This is a genomic window from Pontibacter populi (assembly GCF_019336435.1).
Lineage (GTDB): Bacteria > Bacteroidota > Bacteroidia > Cytophagales > Hymenobacteraceae > Pontibacter > Pontibacter humidus.
The window spans coordinates 1,320,730-1,337,994 of record NZ_JAHWXQ010000001.1 but is presented as its reverse complement, the minus strand read 5'-3'; the positions used below and the strand labels follow the sequence as shown (position 1 = coordinate 1,337,994).

Sequence of the window (17,265 nt, the reverse complement as noted above, 5' to 3'; positions counted from 1 at the left end):
TTTAACTATAGGCCAACTATAAAACCTGTGGAGAACCTATTATTGTTGCACGGAGCCCTGGGCGCAGCCGCTACGCTGGAGCCATTAAAGCAGGCTTTAGCAGATAACTATTCTGTTTATACAATAAATTTTGCCGGCCATGGCGGTAACGCACTACCAGCGCAGGAGGATTATAGTATAGAGTTGTTTGCGAAGAATGTAGTAGATTTTATGCAGGCGCAGCAACTGGAGCAGGTACATATCTTTGGCTATAGTATGGGCGGTTATGTGGGCTTGTTCCTGGCGCAGCAATACCCGGGGCGTGTTAAAAGTGTTTTTACACTGGCTACAAAATTTGCATGGTCCGAAGAAGCGGCTGCCAAAGAAGTTAAAATGCTTAACCCGGACAAGATAAAGGAGAAAGTACCGCAATTTGCCGCTATGCTTGCCCAACGCCACGCGCCACAGCCCTGGGAGCAGGTGATGCACAAAACAGCAGCTATGATGCAGCAACTCGGCACGCAGCCTGCTCTTACCCCGGATGCACTTGCACAACTGCAACTGCCGATACAAGTTGCCGTTGGCGACCAGGATACGATGGTTACACTGGAAGAAACTATAGCGGCTTACCGTAACCTGCCAAATGGCCGTCTTCTTGTTTTACCCGCTACCAAACATCCCTTAGAAACGATACCTGTCAGTCGTCTTTCCCAAGAAATTAATTTATTTTTAGCCCATATACCGGCTTCCATACCGGCTTAAGTCTTATGCTTTTAACCAGTACCCGTTCCCGATCTGTATTCATGTATTTGCTTATAGTTGTTGTTTGCCTGAGCCTGGCTTCCTGCGCCGGCAGTAAAGCCAACTTTGGGCAGAAAGGCTATACTGAAGAAGGGAAGGCATCCTACTATAGCCGGAAACTACAGGGCCGCAAGATGGCAAACGGAGAACCCTACCGCCATGGAAAGCTCACTGCAGCTCACAAAAAGTTACCTTTCGGTACCAAAGTAAAAGTCACCAACCTAGCTACCAATAAATCTGTGAAAGTTAAAATAACGGATCGTGGCCCGTTTGTGCAGGGCCGCATCGTTGACTTATCGGGGGCAGCAGCCAAGCGCGTAGGCATGATGGATTCCGGAGTGGCGCCCGTAAAAATGAAAGTGATCAGATCAGCTGCGAAAAAATAAATAGTTATTTAACTATACTTACCCAACTATAACCTACGTTAGCAATAAAAAAACAATCATTCTCTAAAATATACAATCAAGTAGTTGTAAATGAGAGAATAATAATATACTTTTGGGTGTGAGAAATGCGTGCCAACATTTACAGTTCATCTTCGCTGCAGCTATAGTAGTTATGCTGCTGTCGATGCCGTGCCCTGATGTGTTCGCCAATAACGGCCCTTCCACTACAACCCAGAACACTACTGCCACTGTAGATACCGATACTTCTGGTAATAAGTCTGCTGCAAAAGCCAAGGACAAATCATCTACTACACGGGTTAAGGATAGATCTGTGCTGGATGCTGATGTTCTGGACAGCCCTTTAGCTTACTTTAAAGAAGCTTTTACTCCTGAAGATGAGAGTGACGATAATGTTGCTCCTGCATTGATGAACACGGTTAAAGCACTGGTGGCTACACTTCTTTCCACAGTAATTTAATTACGTAGCTCTCCTTTATTTCCGGCTCTTAAAGCCCTCATTCCCTCGTAGTATATCAAAGAAAAGCTTAAAGTCTGATGCCAGGCTATAGAAAGGATATTTGAATGTAGCCGGTTTGTTGCGCTCAAAAAAGAAGTGACCTACCCACGCAAAACCATAGCCAATTACCGGCACTGCCAGCAACCAACTAAATTTACCTGTACTTACTGCAACTATAGCTACTATAAGAAGTAAGCCTGTGCCCATAAAGTGCAGTACCCGCGAAGTGGTATGCTGATGCTCTGAAAGGTAATAAGGATAAAATTCCTTTAGCGATCTATAGCGCTTTGTTTCTGAGGTGCCTGCCATAGCGAATCCGTTTTATAAGGTATCAACTTACACAAATCCGGCTATAGTTTCAACTATAGTTACTGCGCTAAAGGTATGCTTTAAATAAAATCTGAAAGCAGCGCGAGCACTAAACCAAGCAGGGTAGCAATAAGTTTATTGCGGCTGAAGCTGTGTTCAGGACTGGTCTCGAAAAGTATGGTGGTGGAAATATGAAGGAAGTTACCGGCAACCAAGCCTGTAAGTGCAGTATAAATCATTCCGCCAGGGGGTTCGTGGGCGAGTAGCGAGTTGCTTACCAGAATACCTAGTGGTGAGCCAACGGCAAATACCAGCAGCCAGGCAAACGCCTTTTTAAAGTTCTTTAACCGCGACAGCAACACCGACATTAATGCAAATGCCGCCGGCACGTGGTGCAGCGCTACCCCCAGCAAAACAGAGTAAAAGCTACCCTGGTGGTGCATATGGCCAACATCTCTGTAATCCTGATCTACCAGTATGCTTCCTTCTAAAAAAGAATGCACAAACAAAGACCCCAGCAACAGAAAAGGAATAGTATCGGCGTCGTGATCATGGGCATGCGTGTGCATGTGGCCGTGCTCTACACCATGCGAGAAAAGCTCCAGTATAAGCTGCAGAAAGAAACCGGCCAGCACCCAGTAACCAACTACATGCGGCTCTTTGTTGCTTAGCAGTACATCGGGCAGCAGGTGCGTGATAGTTATGGTAAACAGGTAGGCTCCGCTAAAGGCAAGTGCCATTTTAAGCCAGCGCACATTGTTAGGCGGAAACAGCTTTACCAGGAAGCCCGACAACACTACTGTAAAAAACAGGACCAGAATGGCTATAAACATGCGGGGCGCTTATTTTTTAAGAACAAAAATCATACGTTCGCTGCTTTCCGGCTTGAAGGGATGCAGGTCGTAATCACCGAATACTTCTGCCAGGCGTAGTTGGGCCATCCCGAAATACTCTAAAAAATCATTCTGGCGAAGGGCACGCACTCTTTCTTCGAAACAGTAGTCTTCGCCATTATCTGAGAACCGGATCGTTTTAACTATAAAGCCATTCTCCACGCCCCGATGAATATGAAATTCAATGCCATCTACTTCTTTCGTTTCTTCTGCTACCAGGTTGGCAATGGTCAGATCGGTATTCATAAAGTCGATAACCAGCTTGCCACCATGTTTCAGCGATTTAGCGACAGCGCATAAAGCCACTACGTTTTCGGTCTCGTTCTCAAAATAACCGAAACTGGTAAACAGGTTCAGGATAAAATCGAATTCTTCAGGCTGGTATACTTCGCGCATATCGTGCACGGCAAAATGCAGGCGCTTGTTTTCGAACTGTTTGGCATAATCAATGCTCTGCGCAGAAAGGTCTATGCCGGTAACATCGTAGCCTTTCTGGTTCAGGTACACCGAGTGGCGCCCTTTACCACAGGCAAGGTCCAGAATCTTTTCGTGCGGTTTAGGATGCAGGTAGGTAAGCAACTTATCCATAAACTGCTCTGCTTCCTGCTCGTTGCGGTTATTATATAAAATATGGTAGTAAGGAGAGTCGAACCAGGTACTGAACCACTCTTGTTCCGGTTGGGCCATCGCAGTGTATTATAGTAGCAATTGAGTTGCAAATATAGGCTAAAATATCTGATCGTGGGTATACGGATAACTACGGGCAAGGTACTATAACGTGCAGCTATAGTTTAAAACAATAAGAAAAGCCTGCCACTACAAAAGAATGGCAGGCTTCATTATACTTAATGCTGTTAAGCTTACTGTTTCTTAGCACCAGGCTGTACAGCGCCGGCAGCAGTGTTTGTTTCAGCAGCTTCGTTAATGCTGTCGCCCGGCTGGATGGTGTTTGCACCCGCATCGTGGTTTGGCATTACTTCTTCGTGCGTAGCTTCGCCATGCGCAGCTTCACTTTCAGCACCACCATCAAGACCTGCATCCGATACGTTAGAAGTACTGCGAGTACCTGGCTCTACATAGTCTGTAGATACTTTTTCACCTGGTCTCTGGTCTTTCGGAGTATCGCACGAAGCCATAAACAAACCGCAAGCTGCGGCAAAAACTGCTATTACGTTCTTATTCATTTTTGTACGTTTATATACTTTATCTATAGATACAGTGCCTGCAACTATACGGGCAACAACTTCTACTATAATCACTTACGTTAGCGGGCAAAGCTAAGGGTATTGTACCTTACGCCAACAGGTTCTTGCGGCGCAGTAAGCTTTCCATCAGCTTTACGTCGTTAGCGCCTACAAATATACGATAAGGCAGATGTAAAAAAACCGGGGCCTGGAATGTACGGGCTACCCAGCCTTTCCAGCCGCCTGGCAATTGGCTGGCCGTTGGCGGCTGCAACCATAACAGGAATGCATCGCCACTGCGCTCTGCCTTCTCTATCATATCCCAGGTCATGGTCATACCCTCGCGCTCGTTGCGCTTCATAATGATCTGGCGCGAGTCAATATCATAGGTCAGTTTCTCGAACAGCACATTGCCCTGCTCTACACGCGTTACCCCCACTATCTGGGCCGAACGAAGTGCGATGAACAGGATGGTAACTATAACTGCTGCTACTACCCACCACCACGAAAAGCTGAACACGGCCGGTAACATTAGCGCTACAAACGGGATCATGGCATACCACCATTCGCGGCGCCACACTTTGCCAAGGGCTACCTTGGTAAACATGTCTTTATCTAACTGGTACTTTTTGGTGCGGATCGCGCCCGGGGCAGGCCCCTGTTGAGCTCTAAAGCCTCCTCGATTTGGTTGTTGCATTCTTGTAATATCAGATTTTGTTACCCTGCTGTTTCTTCTGCTTCTGTTCTCTGGCTGCAGGGCGATGCCAAAATTATAGTTTATAAGCCTTCAGGCTCAGGTCAATACTTTTAATAGAGTGCGTTAAAGCACCTACCGAAATGTAATCTACTCCGCACTCTGCTACCGAGCGTATAGTTGTCTCGGTTATGCCACCAGATGCTTCCGTCTCAAACTTCCCACCGATCAGGTCTACAGCTTCGCGCATCATTTCCGGGGTCATGTTATCTAGCATGATACGGTGGATGCCGCCTGTTTCTATGGCTTGCTTTACTTCTTCCAGGTTGCGGGTCTCTACTTCTATGCGCAGGTCTTTGCCTTTTTCCTGTAAGTATTGCTGTGTGGCAACTATGGCTTCTTTAATACCACCGGCGTAGTCCACGTGGTTATCTTTCAGGATGATCATATCAAACAGGCCGAACCTGTGGTTATGCCCCCCACCAATTACAACCGCCCATTTCTCCATAATCCGGAAGTTAGGGGTTGTTTTGCGGGTATCCAACAGTTTAGCACCAGTGCCTTTAATCAGTTCTGTAAGATGATGCGTGTACGTAGCGATACCGCTCATGCGCTGCATGCAATTCAGCACCAGTCGTTCGGCGGTCAGTATGCTTTGTGCTTTGCCTTTTACGGTAAGGGCTACATCGCCATACTTTATAGTTGCGCCATCCTGCAGCAGCACTTCTACCTGCAGGGTAGGGTCTACGGCATTAAAAATGTAGCCGGCCAGCTCTACGCCCGCCAGTATGCCGTCTCCCTTCACAAGAAGGCGCGCCTGGTTCTGCGCATCCCCCGGAATAGAGGCCAACGACGAATGGTCGCCATCACCGATATCCTCGGCAAGCGCCATCGCGATAAAATCGCTTATACTTTTTTCGGTCAGGTAGGTAGGTCTCACAGTGCAAAAATAAAAAAAGGCTCGGGATAAACCCGAGCCTTTGTAAAAATATCCGCTTTATAGTTAATCTTTTATAAAATTCATCGATTGTATCTTCGAATCCTTCATACGAACCAGTACGGTATAGCTTCCGGCTTTGGAAGTATAGGTGCCAATAGCGTATTGCTGGCCTTTATCCGACGATCCCTGGTGGCTGTAGGTAAAATCTACAGGCGCATTTTTGCTGAAAAAGTTTTTCATCACAAACTCAGCCTGCGTGTTGCTATAACTGGTAGCTTCTTTGCCATTAAGCGTTAACTCAACCACACTGCTAAAGTTGCGCGACAGGTCTTTGGAAGACCCGACTTTCATCGCAGACTTTACGCCATCCATTACACCGCCCTGCGCCACAGCCTGCCCACCAGACATAAACACAATCCCTACCAGCAAAAAGAATACTACAGCAAACTGTTTTAGATTTTTCATAAATATTGTTTGTAACCCTGTACAGCTAATAGCTAAAACTATGCCAACTAATGTACAATATTTTGGGCATTAAAGATAGTGGTATTCAAGGGATATATAAAATTTTCGGGTTCTGTTGTATTTAGACCAAAACTATAGTTGGCGCAGGCTATACAAAATACCAGGCTTGCAACGTACATGTAAACTGAGCAGCCATTGCAAGATTATACCTATATTTGCAGCATGAACAAGCAGGTACTTTTAGTGATCCTGGACGGGTGGGGAATTGCCACCAACCCAGCGGTTTCGGCTATAAATAAAGCCAATACACCTTTCTACGACTCTATACTGGCAAAATATCCGCATGCACACTTACAGGCATCCGGCGAGGCTGTGGGCTTACCAAACGGGCAGATGGGAAACTCGGAAGTAGGCCACATGAACCTTGGCGCCGGCCGGGTAGTGTACCAGGATCTCGTGCTCATAAACAAAACGATAGCCGACCATAAACTGAGAAGCAGACCTGTTTTAGCAGAAGCTTTTAACTATGCCAAGGAAAACAAAAAGCCTGTTCACCTGATAGGACTGGTTTCGGATGGTGGCGTGCACTCGCACATAGAACACCTCAAGGCTTTATGTACGGCTGCTTTTGACGAAGGCTTGAAAGATGTGTTTATCCATGCCTTTACCGATGGCCGCGATACCGACCCGAAAGGTGGCGTAAAATACATGAATGAGCTGAGTGAGCACATAGACCGCACTACCGGAACGATCGCTTCGGTGATTGGCCGTTATTATGCCATGGACCGCGACAACCGTTGGGAGCGAGTAAAGCTAGCTTACGACCTGATGGTTAATGGGCAGGGAATCTACTCTACAAACGTTATCGGCTCTATTCTGGAGTCTTATAACAATGGTATTACCGACGAATTCATCAAGCCTATAGTTCGTGTAGACGGTAACGGTGAGCCGGTAGCAACTATAAAAGACGGCGATGTGGTGATCTGCTTTAACTTCAGAACAGACCGTGGCCGCGAAATTACCCAGGCTTTAACGCAGCGCGACTTCCCGGAGCAGAACATGCACAAACTGAACCTGCACTACGTTACCATGACCAACTATGATGACACGTTTGAGAATGTAGCATCTGTTTTTGATAAAGATAACCTGAACAACACGTTGGGCGAAGTGCTGGAGAAAGCCGGTAAAACGCAGATCAGAATTGCCGAGACCGAGAAATACCCGCACGTTACGTTCTTCTTTTCAGGTGGCCGCGAAACCGAATTTAAAGGCGAGCGCCGCTTAATGTGCCCATCACCAAAAGTAGCCACTTACGACCTGAAACCGGAAATGAGTGCTTACGACCTGCGCGATGTACTGGTGCCTGAACTTCAGAAAAAAAGCGCTGACTTTGTGTGCCTGAACTTTGCTAACCCAGACATGGTAGGCCACACTGGTGTGTTTGAAGCTGCCGTAAAAGCCTGCGAAGTAGTGGATGAATGCGCTGCTGCGGTAGTAACTACAGCCCTCGCAAACGGGTATGATACGATAGTGATAGCGGACCACGGCAACGCCGACTGCATGATAAATGAAGACGGAACGCCAAATACCGCCCACACAACGAATTTGGTACCATTCATTTTGGTAAGCGATACGTTTAAGGGTGAACTGAACAATGGTAAACTGGGCGACATTGCCCCAACTATACTGGAGCTGATGGGCATAGCACAACCAGCCGAAATGACCGGACAATCATTGATAAAACATTAATACTTGTGAGAAACTATAGTTTAGTTTTGGTGGGTAGTATGTTACTGGCGGTGGCAGCCTGCGAGCAACCTGTGCCCCGCAGTACTTCTGCCAACGACGATGACTATAACCTGACAGCTTATGTACAGCAGGAGAAACAACGCCTGCAGCAAGCGCAGCCTGCTGTACTTAAGTCTGTTCAAACCGAAAGCGAGCCCACCGAAACCATACAGGTAGACAGCCTGAACTGGGATGAAGAACTCACCGTTTTCGAAGAAGCTGATATCAGCAAACCAACCCTGCGCGAGTACTATACCCGCGAAGAACAACAGCTGCCCGACGGTGGAACAGCCGTAACCTACATAAAAAAGAAAGACGCTGAAGCCCCTGTAGAATACCTGTATCTGCAACTGAGCCCTGAAAGGAAAGTGCAATACCTTGAAGCCACCTTACTTGACCAGAACCTGCTTTTTTATTCCAGGCGCAAGGCTATTTTAGAGGCAAGCCCACAGAGCGGCCACCTCGAAAGCTACAAAGTACAGGGCGTTCAGAAACTGATCTTCGGGGACTCATTGCATTACAGCGTTCAGGCAAATCTATAGTTGCGCAAGCTGTTTATAGTTAGCCAGATACAAATAAATTAATATCTTTACGCTTATCCTGACGGTTAATCCTGCGTACTTTATTTTACACTTTTACTCTTCAGCTTTATGCGTTTTTGTGCTCTTTTGTGGTTTGTGCTGCTTTTTGCAGCTATGCCGGGCTTGGGCCAGCACAAAGGACGCACCTGTGCAACAGAACTATACCAGGAAACACTGGAGCAACTACAGCCCGGCATAAAACTACAGCAACAGCAAGCTAAAGAAGCCGCACAACAATACCTCAGCCAGAAACGCCAGGGCAAGGAAATACGCAAAGCTACAGGCCCTGTCTCCATTCCGGTGGTGTTTCATGTGGTTTACAATACCCCGGAGCAAAATATTTCTGATGAGCAGATCTATTCGCAACTGGCTGTACTGAATGCCGATTTCCGAAGAACAAATACTGACAAAGTAAACACGCCTGCGCATTTTGCCTCTTTTGCAGGCGACGCCGGTATTGAGTTTTGCCTGGCCTCCACAGCCCCGGATGGAAGCGTAACCAATGGCATTACCCGTACCCAGACCAGCAGCATAACCTTCAGTGCAAACAATAACAATATCAAGCGGGAAGACAGGGGCGGCGCACCAGCCTGGGATCAAACGCAGTATCTTAACATCTGGGTTGGCAATATTTCCAATGATATTTTAGGGTGGGCTACTTTCCCGGGCATGAGTTCTTCCTCGCAGTACGATGGCGTAGTGCTGTTTTACAAAACTGTTGGAGAACCACCTTACAATCCCTTCCCGACACAGTTTAACAAAGGCCGGACTGCCACCCACGAGATAGGGCACTGGCTTGGACTGCAACATATCTGGGGAACAAGTAACGAGTCGTGCTCTGATTCTGATTTTATTGATGATACTCCTAACCAGTATGCACCCAACTACGACTGCCCGACCGGAACTATAGTTAGCTGCGAAAACGGCCCTTACGGCGATATGTGGCAAAACTATATGGACTATAGCGACGATGCCTGTATGAACCTGTTTACCAATGGCCAGATCGCTTATATGCAGGCGGTGCTTCATTCATCAAGGAGCGATATATTAACTTCCGTGGCTTGCAATGGCGGTCTGCTCGCAAGATTTGAGGCCGAAACAGACACACTGATACAAGCTGGCGAGAAGGTTCAGTTCAGGGATAAGTCGATAGGAGTTAAGCCAAACTCCTGGCTCTGGGAATTTGAAGGCGGCACACCTGCAACCTCTACGGAGCGTAACCCCACAGTTACCTACAAAAAACCCGGCATTTACAAGGTTAGCTTAACTATAGCTAACAGCCAGATGAGCAGCACAGAAACCCAGGAACAGTATATAGAAGTTACTCCTAATGACCTGACTGTTTACCCTGTACCGGCATCGGACTATATTATTATTGAGCAGCCTGCACACGTAACGTTGCGCCAGGTAGAACTCTTAAACAGGTTGGGCCAGGTCATGCTAAGCCAGCAAGTAACTTCCCGCAAAGCTGAACTTAAAACGACAGGTCTGCCGAGTGGCTTATATTTCCTGCGTATCAGCAGCTCAGAAGGAGTGATCACCAGGAAAGTAACTATAATAAAGTAGTTGCTTACTTACTTCCGTTCAGGGTAACCACGATCCAGCGTTTAGAGGCGTGGTTACGATGCTCGCACAGGTAAATGCCCTGCCAGGTTCCTAAGTTAAATTTCCCGTTTGTGATGGGTACCGTTACCGAACTTCCCAGCAGAGCCGCTTTTAAATGAGCGGGCATATCATCCGGGCCTTCGGAAGTGTGGCGGTAGTAGCTTGCATTTTCGGGTACCATCTGGTTAAAGTGGCTTTCAAAATCCTGTCGCACCGTTGGGTCTGCATCTTCATTTATAGTTAAGCTCGCTGAGGTGTGTTTTATAAAAATGTGCGCTATGCCAACTTTAATATCCTCCAGCTCCGGCAACTGCGCCTCAATCAGGTCTGTTATCAAATGAAACCCTCGCTGCACAGCCGGCAATCGTATCTCTTTCTGGTACCAAATCATAGTTTTTATAGTTTAGGAGTTAGAGAGTTTGGGAGTTAAAGAATTTAAAAAGTTGAGAGGTTAGAAAGTGAGCTATAGTTTAGGAATCATGAGATTGCGTCCTTGATGTATGTATTTATCAGTAAGTATAAAAATCTGGCCGGTAAGAAATAATCCTTCACTAACTTATCCTTTTCTGAATTTCTAACTATAGAAACTCCCAAACTCTTTAACTCCCAAACTCACTAACTATAGTTCAGTCTATCGTACGTTCGTACGCGCCTATGTCGGGGGCGGTGAGGCTGCGGGTAGTTCCGGTGATGTCTTTGATTATAGTTGGCAAAACCTTCGCTGCGTTGCTCGCCGGCGATAACGTATCTAACCTGAAATTATACTTGCCGATATCTTTAAACTTAGGCTCCTTATTAAGAATGTTCCCATCACCTTTCAGGGCATCTGCATATTTAGTTGTGCGCAGCAGGTTGTGGGCAATTTCCATAGTTGTAGCAGCTTTCGCATCTAGTAACAGTTCATCCACCGAACTATAGCCATCCGAGTAAACTATAGAATTTACCAGCCGCAGGCTCGTTGGCTTATCTTTTATCTCGGTGTCCGGAATGTAGTCTGTTATTACGAAAGCCGGATTTGCGCGCGCCAGTGAGTTGTTAAAGTTAACGATAGTAGAGTAGAGCACTTCATAGTTACCGCCTCCCAAACCGCCAAAACCAAACTGCCCGCAATTATAGATCAGCGAGTTTACTACCTGTACATCTGACGTGAATGCGATAATACCATCCGAAAAAGCATTGGAAATGATACAGCCTTCTACCAGCGTACCACCTTTACCCGGGTTACCTATGCGCAGCCCGTAAATTGTGTTCCATATATCGGCATACTTAATACTGTTATTGCTGCTTTTAGTCAGTATCCGGATGCCTTCCCATTGGCCAGGCGCCCGAACATATTCCGGCTCGCGACGATAGCCGCTGAATGTTACCCGCTCTTCCGGGGTGCCATTTACGTTTAACGTACCGTTTACCAGCAGCACTCCTTTACTGCCAGCCACTATGCGTGCACCTTTATCTATAGTTAGTGTCGCACCCTCTCTCAGCAAAACTGTATCCAGCAGCACATGTGGCAGGTCGCTGGTCCAGGTGGTGGTACCAATTGTTTCTTTCCTGTGGAAGACTGCATTCTGCCCGTAAGCCACCAGTTTTATAGTTTGGCGCTGCCCGTTCGTATCAAAAAGGATGGAGTCGGCTACTAAAAAGGGTAGGTTAGCATCGTTAGGGTTGATGTTTACTTTAACCAAAATATACAGGCTGTCCTTGCCGCGAAGCTCGAGGTTGTTGCGAACTATAGTTTCCTGTCCGTTGATGATGAGGTTGTAAGGAGATGCCGCCGCGCCTGCCAGTGTAATGTTACTGATGCGAACCGCTTTTTTGTTTGGATTATAAACCTTGAGCCGCTTAGTTACACTGCCCTGCGTTACAAAAACAGTATCAAACAACACCGTATCCTGCGAAAAGGTAAGCACAGCGTCCCGGTCTGTCGTCAATTCTTCATCTTTCGGCTCGCAACCAAGCATCGAGAGCAGAAACAGCAGGGGCAGTATGGCGAGCAGGTATTTCAAGTTTTAATTGTTGGATGGTTAAATGGTTGATTGTTGGAGATCGTGATACTTAACAAGCAGTTAACAGTTAAGCAATTTAGCAATTAAACCGTCAACAATAAAAAAGGATGCAGTTGCGGCTATTTTGCCTTCCTGCATCCTTTTAGTAACTCTTATTTGTTACAGATATTATTCTGCTGTCGCGCCTTCTTTCAGTCTTTCAGCGTTTTCTGCAATACGAAGCTCTTCTACAAAGCTATCAATGCCACCATCCATTACAGAAGGCAGGTTGTACACAGTGTAACCAATACGGTGATCGGTAACACGGCCTTGCGGATAGTTATAGGTACGGATCTTATCAGAACGGTCGCCGCCGCCAACCATGGACTTACGCTGTGCACCTTCTTCTTCGTTTTTCTTGGCAAGTTCCTGCTCGTAAATACGTGAGCGAAGTACCGCCAACGCTTTATCAAAGTTCTTCAGCTGTGATTTCTGGTCCTGGCACTGGGCTACAAGGCCTGTTGGTAAGTGCGTTAAACGAACGGCAGAGTAAGTCGTGTTTACCGACTGACCACCCGGGCCCGAAGAACAGAAAAGGTCCTTACGGATGTCGTTCATATCCAGCTCAATGTCGAATTCTTCCACCTCAGGCAACACTACCACCGAAGCTACCGATGTATGGATACGGCCCTGCGTCTCAGTGGCCGGTACACGCTGCACGCGGTGTACGCCCGACTCAAACTTAAGCTTACCATACACGTCCTCGCCCGACATGCCAACTATAATTTCTTTGTAACCACCCGATGTACCTTCTGTGGCATCAATCAGTTCTGTACGCCAGCCCATTTTTTCGGCAAAGCGGGTATACATACGGTAAAGGTCGCCGGCAAAAATAGAAGCCTCATCGCCACCAGCACCCGCACGTATCTCCATAATAATGTCCTTGCTATCGTTCGGATCTTTTGGTATCAGGAGTTCTTTCAAAGCATCTTCCATCGCATCGCGCTGCGGCAATAGCTCATCCAGTTCTTCTTTTGCCATCTCCCTGAAATCTTCATCTTTCTCCGTCGAAATCACCTGCTTGGCGTTATCGATATTACTCAGGATGTTCAGGTACTTCTTATATTCAACTACAATCTTATCAAGGTCTTTGTACTCTTTGTTCAGCGCCTTATATTTCTTCATGTCGCTGACCACATCCGGCTGAATAAGCAACTGGCTTACCTCTTCAAATCGCTGGTTTATGGCTTCTAATTTATCTAGCATTGGGTTTTTCTATTTATAGGCTGCAAAGATACAAAATTGGCGTCTAGATTTTTATATCCATTTTACCACATCCTGTAATTCCGACGCCATAATATGTTCTAAGCTATAACTTTAAACTGTTAACTATAGTTTCAGATTCCTATAGGGCAGTTCACAAACAAACATCATAGATTTAAACTATAAAGTCATATATTAAATCTATCAAATCTATTACCCTACTTTCAGTTTAAACATTTACTTTTGGAAGGAGTTTATAAGTAGTCTATAAATTAATTACGCATTAAAATAAACAATACATCATGGCTGTAATAAAAGCAACGGATAATGATTTTGCGAGCATTGTAAGCTCAAATAAAAAAGTCTTGGTAAAATATTATGCTGACTGGTGTGGCAACTGCCGTTTATTCTCGCCTAAGTTTAAGCGTCTGTCTGATGACGAGCAGTTTGACGGCATCGCCTTTGTGGATGTGAACGCTGAAACCAGCCCGGAAGCACGCAAAATGGCTGGCGTTACCAACCTGCCGTTCTTTGCAGTTTTTAAAGATGGTAAATTAGTTGATACTGTGGCTGCCAGCAAAGAAGAAGCTGTGCTGGCACTTATACATAAACTAGACGCTTAATTATGAAGATACCCGCGATAAAGAAATTAGTAGAAACACAGGAAGTGCATGCTCTAATGGCCGCTGAGGAGGCTATTATTGAAGAACAACCTTTAGCAATTGAAGTAGATGGGGATGATGAAGGCGAGCAGTTAACACATATTTTAGCTGCCATCTGGATACTGAACCACATGCAGGAAACCGGCGACGACTTTAAAACATCGCTGCGCGAATACACTAAAAAGGTGCGTGTTTCTATCAGCTAAGCAAGCTGTTTTAAACTATAACTATAAAGGCCCGGGCAGTAAGTCCGGGCCTTTATAGTTATAAGTTATTTTTGGCGAAAAATTCTTCTGCCATTCTGCCTCCCTGGTCGGTACAGATACCGCGCACATAGTATAAGTAAATGCTCCTGAAAACTTCGGCCAGGTCATATTTATCAGGCGGGAAAACCAGTGGGTTAATCATCATAAAGAATTGCTCCAGTATGATCTTGGTTACCAACTGCAGGTTAATGTCTCTACGGAAATAGCCTTCCAGAATACCCCTGTTTAAAATTTCGGTATTTACCTGCTGGTTATTGTTAATTAAGTTGTCTAAACTTAGCTGCCACGCTTCCGGATATAATTGCAGATCAGAAATAAACACCGGGTTTATTTCTTTCATTGTCTTGATACCATCTACCAGCAGCATCATAATTTCATCCACCGGATTTTTTGCTGTTTTCAGCAATTCCTGCTGCTTGCGGTTTTGCTGCTCAATATCCAGCTTAATAACCTGCAGCACCATATCCTGCTTATTTGCAAAAAGCTCGTGGTACGTAGATTGCCTGATATCCAGTTTATGGATAATATCAGTTTCTGAATTGGCTTCTATCCCTTCCCGCTTAAATAGCTGCAGTATTTCTCCCAGTATTGTTTCTAAAAAAGTCATCCTCAAGTCTGTCGCAGCAAAAGCAGTTGGTACAGCAATGTTTATACAAGTACCTTAGTAGCACCAGTAGCATTATCTGCCGCAAATTATATATACTTTATTGCAAGTACAAGGGCACAACACAAGCGTCTCTGTTAAAGTTTAAAGCATCAGATATAATCCGATAAAAAATAACAACTGCACCAGGTATACAAAGGGTGCCAGCGGGTTTTGTCTGTATACCGCAATATATTGAAAGTATAGGTGCAGCAGGAAAGCAAGCCCTAACCACCCTATGTAGTTAGACATTGGTATAACCCCACCCTGCCAGTCCCAGAAATCGAATTGCATGGCTACCGGCTCCATAAAAAAATCGAGCAATACCATTAACGCGGCACCGGTCAGGGCTCTAACCAGCAGGTTTACTTTTAGCTTACTAACTATAGTTCCGGTACTATACACCAGCATCAGCCAGTTAAGCCCGATCAGGAGCGGCACATCCCATAGTTTAGTGCCCAGCGCCTGGCCATAGTTGTATTGCCCGAAAAGCAAGCCTGTGTGTATGCCAATTACCTCGGCCATAAAGCCGGCTATAGTTACCAGCACCGCAAAAAGTATAAACTGCATGTTCCAGTTGCGATGCAGGCTAAAAAGCAGTGCATTGGTCAGCAGCAGGTTAAGCGGCGTAAGCTCCTGGAAGTACATGGGCCGCCCACTGAACATCAATCCCCAGAAACCTACTATATGGAAAATAACCAACACTACAAGGCAAACCCAGAAGCCTATCGTTTGGGTTGTTTTTGCTTTTATAGTTGCAATGTTATCTATTGTTTTGATCATGATTAATTAGTTGGTTCGGGAGCCAGATCTGCTACTATTTTAGCTGATAGCAGGCACAACGGAATGCCACCGCCCGGGTGTACGCTGCCGCCACAGAAGTATAGTCCTTTCAGTTTGCCACTAAAATTCGGGTGCCTTAGGAATGCCGCCAGCCTGTTGTTGGAACTGCTGCCGTATAGCGCACCTGCAAATGAGGATGTTCGACTTTCTATCGTTAGCGGGTCCAGCAACTGTTCCTGTTCTATAAGTGGCTCCAGGTTTGTATCAAGCATCTTACTTAGCTTCCGTATGACTGTTTCACGTGTAACGGAGGTTAGTTCCGGCCAGTTCTGCCCCTGGTTGTGCGGCACGTTTACCATTACAAACCAGTTCTCGCTGCCGGCCGGTGCATCCTGCTTTTCCAGTTTAGAGGTAATGTTCACGTAAACTGTGGGGTCGGGGCTGATCGTTTTGTATTTGAAGATATGCTCAAATTCTGTTTTATAGTTGCCGCTAAAAAAGATGTTATGCAGGTGCAGTTCGGGAAACTCCTTTTTTACTCCCCAGTAAAAGATCAGCGCGGAGCTGGAGCGTGGTTGCTGCAAAGTAGTTTCAGGGGCAGGTTGGTTTAGTAGAAGCCGGCGATACGTTGGGACTACATCCATGTTGCTCACCACTACATCAGCGCTATAGTTTGCTTTTATAGTCTGTACGCCTGTTACGTTGCTGCCTTCAACTATAATCTGATCTACTTTCTCGTTATACCGGAACTGCACACCAAGCTCTTCGGCCAGCTTCACCAAGCTGGAAGCTATACTATAGATTCCGCCTTTCGGGTAAAATGCGCCAATGCCATGCTCTAAATGAGGAATAATGTTCAGCGTAGCAGGCGCCTGGTACGGATCAGAGCCATTGTAGGTAGCAAACCGGTCCAGCAGTTGCACAAACCTGTCATCCGAAAAAAGACCTTTGTTGGCGTCGTGCATCGTTGTGGTCAGGCCAAGGTCTGGCAAACATTGCAATGATTTCAGCACATCAGCACTCAGGTAAGTGTTTAGCTTATGCAGCGATTTGTGCAGGAATGTATCGGCAGTGCCTTTGTAGAGGCACGCACTTTTGTTGAGCGCTCTCAGCACCGTTTGTTTCGGTACGCCTAATTGTTTTTCAGCTTCAGTGGCAAATTTTTCAGGATCAGCGAAAGCTTTCAATTGGCTGCCATCGGTCCAGAAGTAATGCGTGATCGGGTCTAGGCGGGTATAAGTAAAATAGTCAGATGGATTTCGGTTGGCAAGCGTAAAGAGCTCATCAACCAAATGGGGCAGTGTAAACAGCGACGGACCGGCATCAAACCTATAGTTGCCCAGCCAGAACTCGTGCATTTTACCGCCAAAGCTTTCGTTGGCCTCAAACACAGTCACCTCATAGCCTTTTACAGCCAACCGAATGCTTGCTGCAATACCGCCAATGCCTGAACCTATTATTGCTGCTTTTGCCATGCTATAAGTTACTGAATTCTGAGTTCATGTGCACTAACTGGTAGCATCC

At 46.1% G+C, this 17,265-nt stretch carries 21 protein-coding genes; 8 read left to right on the top strand and 13 right to left on the bottom strand.

The annotated features are described in order from the left end of the window. Positions 1-27: 27 nt before the first annotated feature. The 3 genes from KYK27_RS05820 to KYK27_RS05810 all read left to right on the top strand — a co-directional run bounded on the left by KYK27_RS05820 (position 28) and on the right by KYK27_RS05810 (position 1,644). Positions 28-741 carry an alpha/beta fold hydrolase gene (locus KYK27_RS05820; RefSeq protein WP_199109036.1) on the top strand — a complete coding sequence of 238 codons (714 nt, stop codon included), beginning with the start codon at positions 28-30 and terminating at the stop codon, positions 739-741. Between the two features lie 5 nt (positions 742-746). After that, positions 747-1,166, top strand: a complete 420-nt coding sequence (locus KYK27_RS05815) for a septal ring lytic transglycosylase RlpA family protein (RefSeq protein WP_199109035.1) — start codon at positions 747-749, stop codon at positions 1,164-1,166. Between the two features lie 118 nt (positions 1,167-1,284). Continuing rightward, the gene (locus KYK27_RS05810; protein WP_199109034.1) at positions 1,285-1,644 is read left to right on the top strand and encodes a hypothetical protein; all 360 of its coding nucleotides are present in this window, start codon (positions 1,285-1,287) and stop codon (positions 1,642-1,644) included. A 15-nt stretch (positions 1,645-1,659) separates the two neighbouring features. Here the strand turns inward: KYK27_RS05810 and KYK27_RS05805 are convergent, their stop codons facing one another. The 7 genes from KYK27_RS05805 to KYK27_RS05775 all read right to left on the bottom strand — a co-directional run bounded on the left by KYK27_RS05805 (position 1,660) and on the right by KYK27_RS05775 (position 6,168). After that, positions 1,660-1,992 (bottom strand): DUF962 domain-containing protein, encoded by a 333-nt coding sequence (locus tag KYK27_RS05805; protein ID WP_199109033.1) that lies wholly within the window; start codon positions 1,990-1,992, stop codon positions 1,660-1,662. Positions 1,993-2,072: 80 nt separating this feature from the next. Beyond that, complete coding sequence (locus KYK27_RS05800) at positions 2,073-2,825, bottom strand: ZIP family metal transporter (RefSeq protein WP_199109032.1); 753 nt, start codon at positions 2,823-2,825, stop codon at positions 2,073-2,075. Between the two features lie 9 nt (positions 2,826-2,834). Continuing rightward, positions 2,835-3,572, bottom strand: a complete 738-nt coding sequence (locus KYK27_RS05795; protein ID WP_199109031.1) for a class I SAM-dependent methyltransferase — start codon at positions 3,570-3,572, stop codon at positions 2,835-2,837. Positions 3,573-3,745: 173 nt separating this feature from the next. Next, positions 3,746-4,069, bottom strand: a complete 324-nt coding sequence (locus tag KYK27_RS05790) for a hypothetical protein (RefSeq protein ID WP_199109030.1) — start codon at positions 4,067-4,069, stop codon at positions 3,746-3,748. 109 nt (positions 4,070-4,178) lie between these two features. Next, entirely contained in the window at positions 4,179-4,766 is a 588-nt protein-coding gene (locus tag KYK27_RS05785) for a hypothetical protein (protein ID WP_199109029.1), read from the bottom strand. 73 nt (positions 4,767-4,839) lie between these two features. Further along, positions 4,840-5,703 carry a carboxylating nicotinate-nucleotide diphosphorylase gene (gene nadC, locus KYK27_RS05780; RefSeq protein WP_199109028.1) on the bottom strand — a complete coding sequence of 288 codons (864 nt, stop codon included), beginning with the start codon at positions 5,701-5,703 and terminating at the stop codon, positions 4,840-4,842. 63 nt (positions 5,704-5,766) lie between these two features. Beyond that, positions 5,767-6,168 (bottom strand): DUF4783 domain-containing protein, encoded by a 402-nt coding sequence (locus KYK27_RS05775; protein ID WP_199109027.1) that lies wholly within the window; start codon positions 6,166-6,168, stop codon positions 5,767-5,769. A gap of 222 nt (positions 6,169-6,390) precedes the next feature. Here KYK27_RS05775 and gpmI point away from each other — a divergent pair, with 222 nt between their 5' ends. The 3 genes from gpmI to KYK27_RS05760 all read left to right on the top strand — a co-directional run bounded on the left by gpmI (position 6,391) and on the right by KYK27_RS05760 (position 10,103). Next, a complete protein-coding gene (gene gpmI, locus KYK27_RS05770; RefSeq protein WP_199109026.1) occupies positions 6,391-7,917 on the top strand; it encodes a 2,3-bisphosphoglycerate-independent phosphoglycerate mutase in 1,527 nt (508 codons plus the stop codon). A gap of 5 nt (positions 7,918-7,922) precedes the next feature. Continuing rightward, complete coding sequence (locus KYK27_RS05765; RefSeq protein WP_199109025.1) at positions 7,923-8,498, top strand: hypothetical protein; 576 nt, start codon at positions 7,923-7,925, stop codon at positions 8,496-8,498. A 108-nt stretch (positions 8,499-8,606) separates the two neighbouring features. Continuing rightward, on the top strand, positions 8,607-10,103 hold the full coding sequence (locus tag KYK27_RS05760; RefSeq protein ID WP_199109024.1) for a M43 family zinc metalloprotease: 1,497 nt from the start codon (positions 8,607-8,609) through the stop codon (positions 10,101-10,103). 4 nt (positions 10,104-10,107) lie between these two features. On the opposite strand, the gene KYK27_RS05755 is transcribed toward KYK27_RS05760, so the two are convergent. The 3 genes from KYK27_RS05755 to prfA all read right to left on the bottom strand — a co-directional run bounded on the left by KYK27_RS05755 (position 10,108) and on the right by prfA (position 13,390). Continuing rightward, complete coding sequence (locus KYK27_RS05755) at positions 10,108-10,533, bottom strand: secondary thiamine-phosphate synthase enzyme YjbQ (RefSeq protein WP_199109023.1); 426 nt, start codon at positions 10,531-10,533, stop codon at positions 10,108-10,110. 235 nt (positions 10,534-10,768) lie between these two features. Further along, positions 10,769-12,145, bottom strand: coding sequence for a right-handed parallel beta-helix repeat-containing protein (locus KYK27_RS05750; RefSeq protein ID WP_199109022.1), 1,377 nt, complete (start codon positions 12,143-12,145; stop codon positions 10,769-10,771). A 168-nt stretch (positions 12,146-12,313) separates the two neighbouring features. Then, complete coding sequence (prfA, locus tag KYK27_RS05745) at positions 12,314-13,390, bottom strand: peptide chain release factor 1 (protein ID WP_199109021.1); 1,077 nt, start codon at positions 13,388-13,390, stop codon at positions 12,314-12,316. 299 nt (positions 13,391-13,689) lie between these two features. On the opposite strand from prfA, the gene KYK27_RS05740 reads away from it, so the two are divergent. Beyond that, the gene (locus KYK27_RS05740) at positions 13,690-14,010 is read left to right on the top strand and encodes a thioredoxin family protein (protein ID WP_199109020.1); all 321 of its coding nucleotides are present in this window, start codon (positions 13,690-13,692) and stop codon (positions 14,008-14,010) included. Positions 14,011-14,012: 2 nt separating this feature from the next. After that, the gene (locus tag KYK27_RS05735; protein WP_199109019.1) at positions 14,013-14,255 is read left to right on the top strand and encodes a DUF6952 family protein; all 243 of its coding nucleotides are present in this window, start codon (positions 14,013-14,015) and stop codon (positions 14,253-14,255) included. A gap of 58 nt (positions 14,256-14,313) precedes the next feature. Here the strand turns inward: KYK27_RS05735 and KYK27_RS05730 are convergent, their stop codons facing one another. The 3 genes from KYK27_RS05730 to crtD form a co-directional block, all read right to left on the bottom strand. Then, positions 14,314-14,922 carry a TetR/AcrR family transcriptional regulator gene (locus tag KYK27_RS05730; protein WP_199109018.1) on the bottom strand — a complete coding sequence of 203 codons (609 nt, stop codon included), beginning with the start codon at positions 14,920-14,922 and terminating at the stop codon, positions 14,314-14,316. A gap of 141 nt (positions 14,923-15,063) precedes the next feature. Next, positions 15,064-15,741 (bottom strand): carotenoid biosynthesis protein, encoded by a 678-nt coding sequence (locus tag KYK27_RS05725; protein WP_199109017.1) that lies wholly within the window; start codon positions 15,739-15,741, stop codon positions 15,064-15,066. 2 nt (positions 15,742-15,743) lie between these two features. Beyond that, positions 15,744-17,216, bottom strand: a complete 1,473-nt coding sequence (crtD, locus tag KYK27_RS05720; protein WP_199109016.1) for a 1-hydroxycarotenoid 3,4-desaturase CrtD — start codon at positions 17,214-17,216, stop codon at positions 15,744-15,746. Positions 17,217-17,265 lie beyond the last annotated feature (49 nt).

What these genes read in the sequence shown, in the direction of transcription:
- KYK27_RS05775 (WP_199109027.1), bottom strand. Translation starts at nt 6,168, where the DNA reads ATGAAAAATCTAAAACAGTTTGCTGTAGTATTCTTTTTGCTGGTAGGG.
- KYK27_RS05725 (WP_199109017.1), bottom strand. Translation starts at nt 15,741, where the DNA reads ATGATCAAAACAATAGATAACATTGCAACTATAAAAGCAAAAACAACC.
- KYK27_RS05735 (WP_199109019.1), top strand. Translation starts at nt 14,013, where the DNA reads ATGAAGATACCCGCGATAAAGAAATTAGTAGAAACACAGGAAGTGCAT.
- KYK27_RS05805 (WP_199109033.1), bottom strand. Translation starts at nt 1,992, where the DNA reads ATGGCAGGCACCTCAGAAACAAAGCGCTATAGATCGCTAAAGGAATTT.
- KYK27_RS05790 (WP_199109030.1), bottom strand. Translation starts at nt 4,069, where the DNA reads ATGAATAAGAACGTAATAGCAGTTTTTGCCGCAGCTTGCGGTTTGTTT.
- KYK27_RS05755 (WP_199109023.1), bottom strand. Translation starts at nt 10,533, where the DNA reads ATGATTTGGTACCAGAAAGAGATACGATTGCCGGCTGTGCAGCGAGGG.
- KYK27_RS05795 (WP_199109031.1), bottom strand. Translation starts at nt 3,572, where the DNA reads ATGGCCCAACCGGAACAAGAGTGGTTCAGTACCTGGTTCGACTCTCCT.
- KYK27_RS05800 (WP_199109032.1), bottom strand. Translation starts at nt 2,825, where the DNA reads ATGTTTATAGCCATTCTGGTCCTGTTTTTTACAGTAGTGTTGTCGGGC.
- KYK27_RS05785 (WP_199109029.1), bottom strand. Translation starts at nt 4,766, where the DNA reads ATGCAACAACCAAATCGAGGAGGCTTTAGAGCTCAACAGGGGCCTGCC.
- KYK27_RS05815 (WP_199109035.1), top strand. Translation starts at nt 747, where the DNA reads ATGCTTTTAACCAGTACCCGTTCCCGATCTGTATTCATGTATTTGCTT.
- prfA (WP_199109021.1), bottom strand. Translation starts at nt 13,390, where the DNA reads ATGCTAGATAAATTAGAAGCCATAAACCAGCGATTTGAAGAGGTAAGC.
- KYK27_RS05760 (WP_199109024.1), top strand. Translation starts at nt 8,607, where the DNA reads ATGCGTTTTTGTGCTCTTTTGTGGTTTGTGCTGCTTTTTGCAGCTATG.
- gpmI (WP_199109026.1), top strand. Translation starts at nt 6,391, where the DNA reads ATGAACAAGCAGGTACTTTTAGTGATCCTGGACGGGTGGGGAATTGCC.
- KYK27_RS05740 (WP_199109020.1), top strand. Translation starts at nt 13,690, where the DNA reads ATGGCTGTAATAAAAGCAACGGATAATGATTTTGCGAGCATTGTAAGC.
- crtD (WP_199109016.1), bottom strand. Translation starts at nt 17,216, where the DNA reads ATGGCAAAAGCAGCAATAATAGGTTCAGGCATTGGCGGTATTGCAGCA.
- KYK27_RS05730 (WP_199109018.1), bottom strand. Translation starts at nt 14,922, where the DNA reads ATGACTTTTTTAGAAACAATACTGGGAGAAATACTGCAGCTATTTAAG.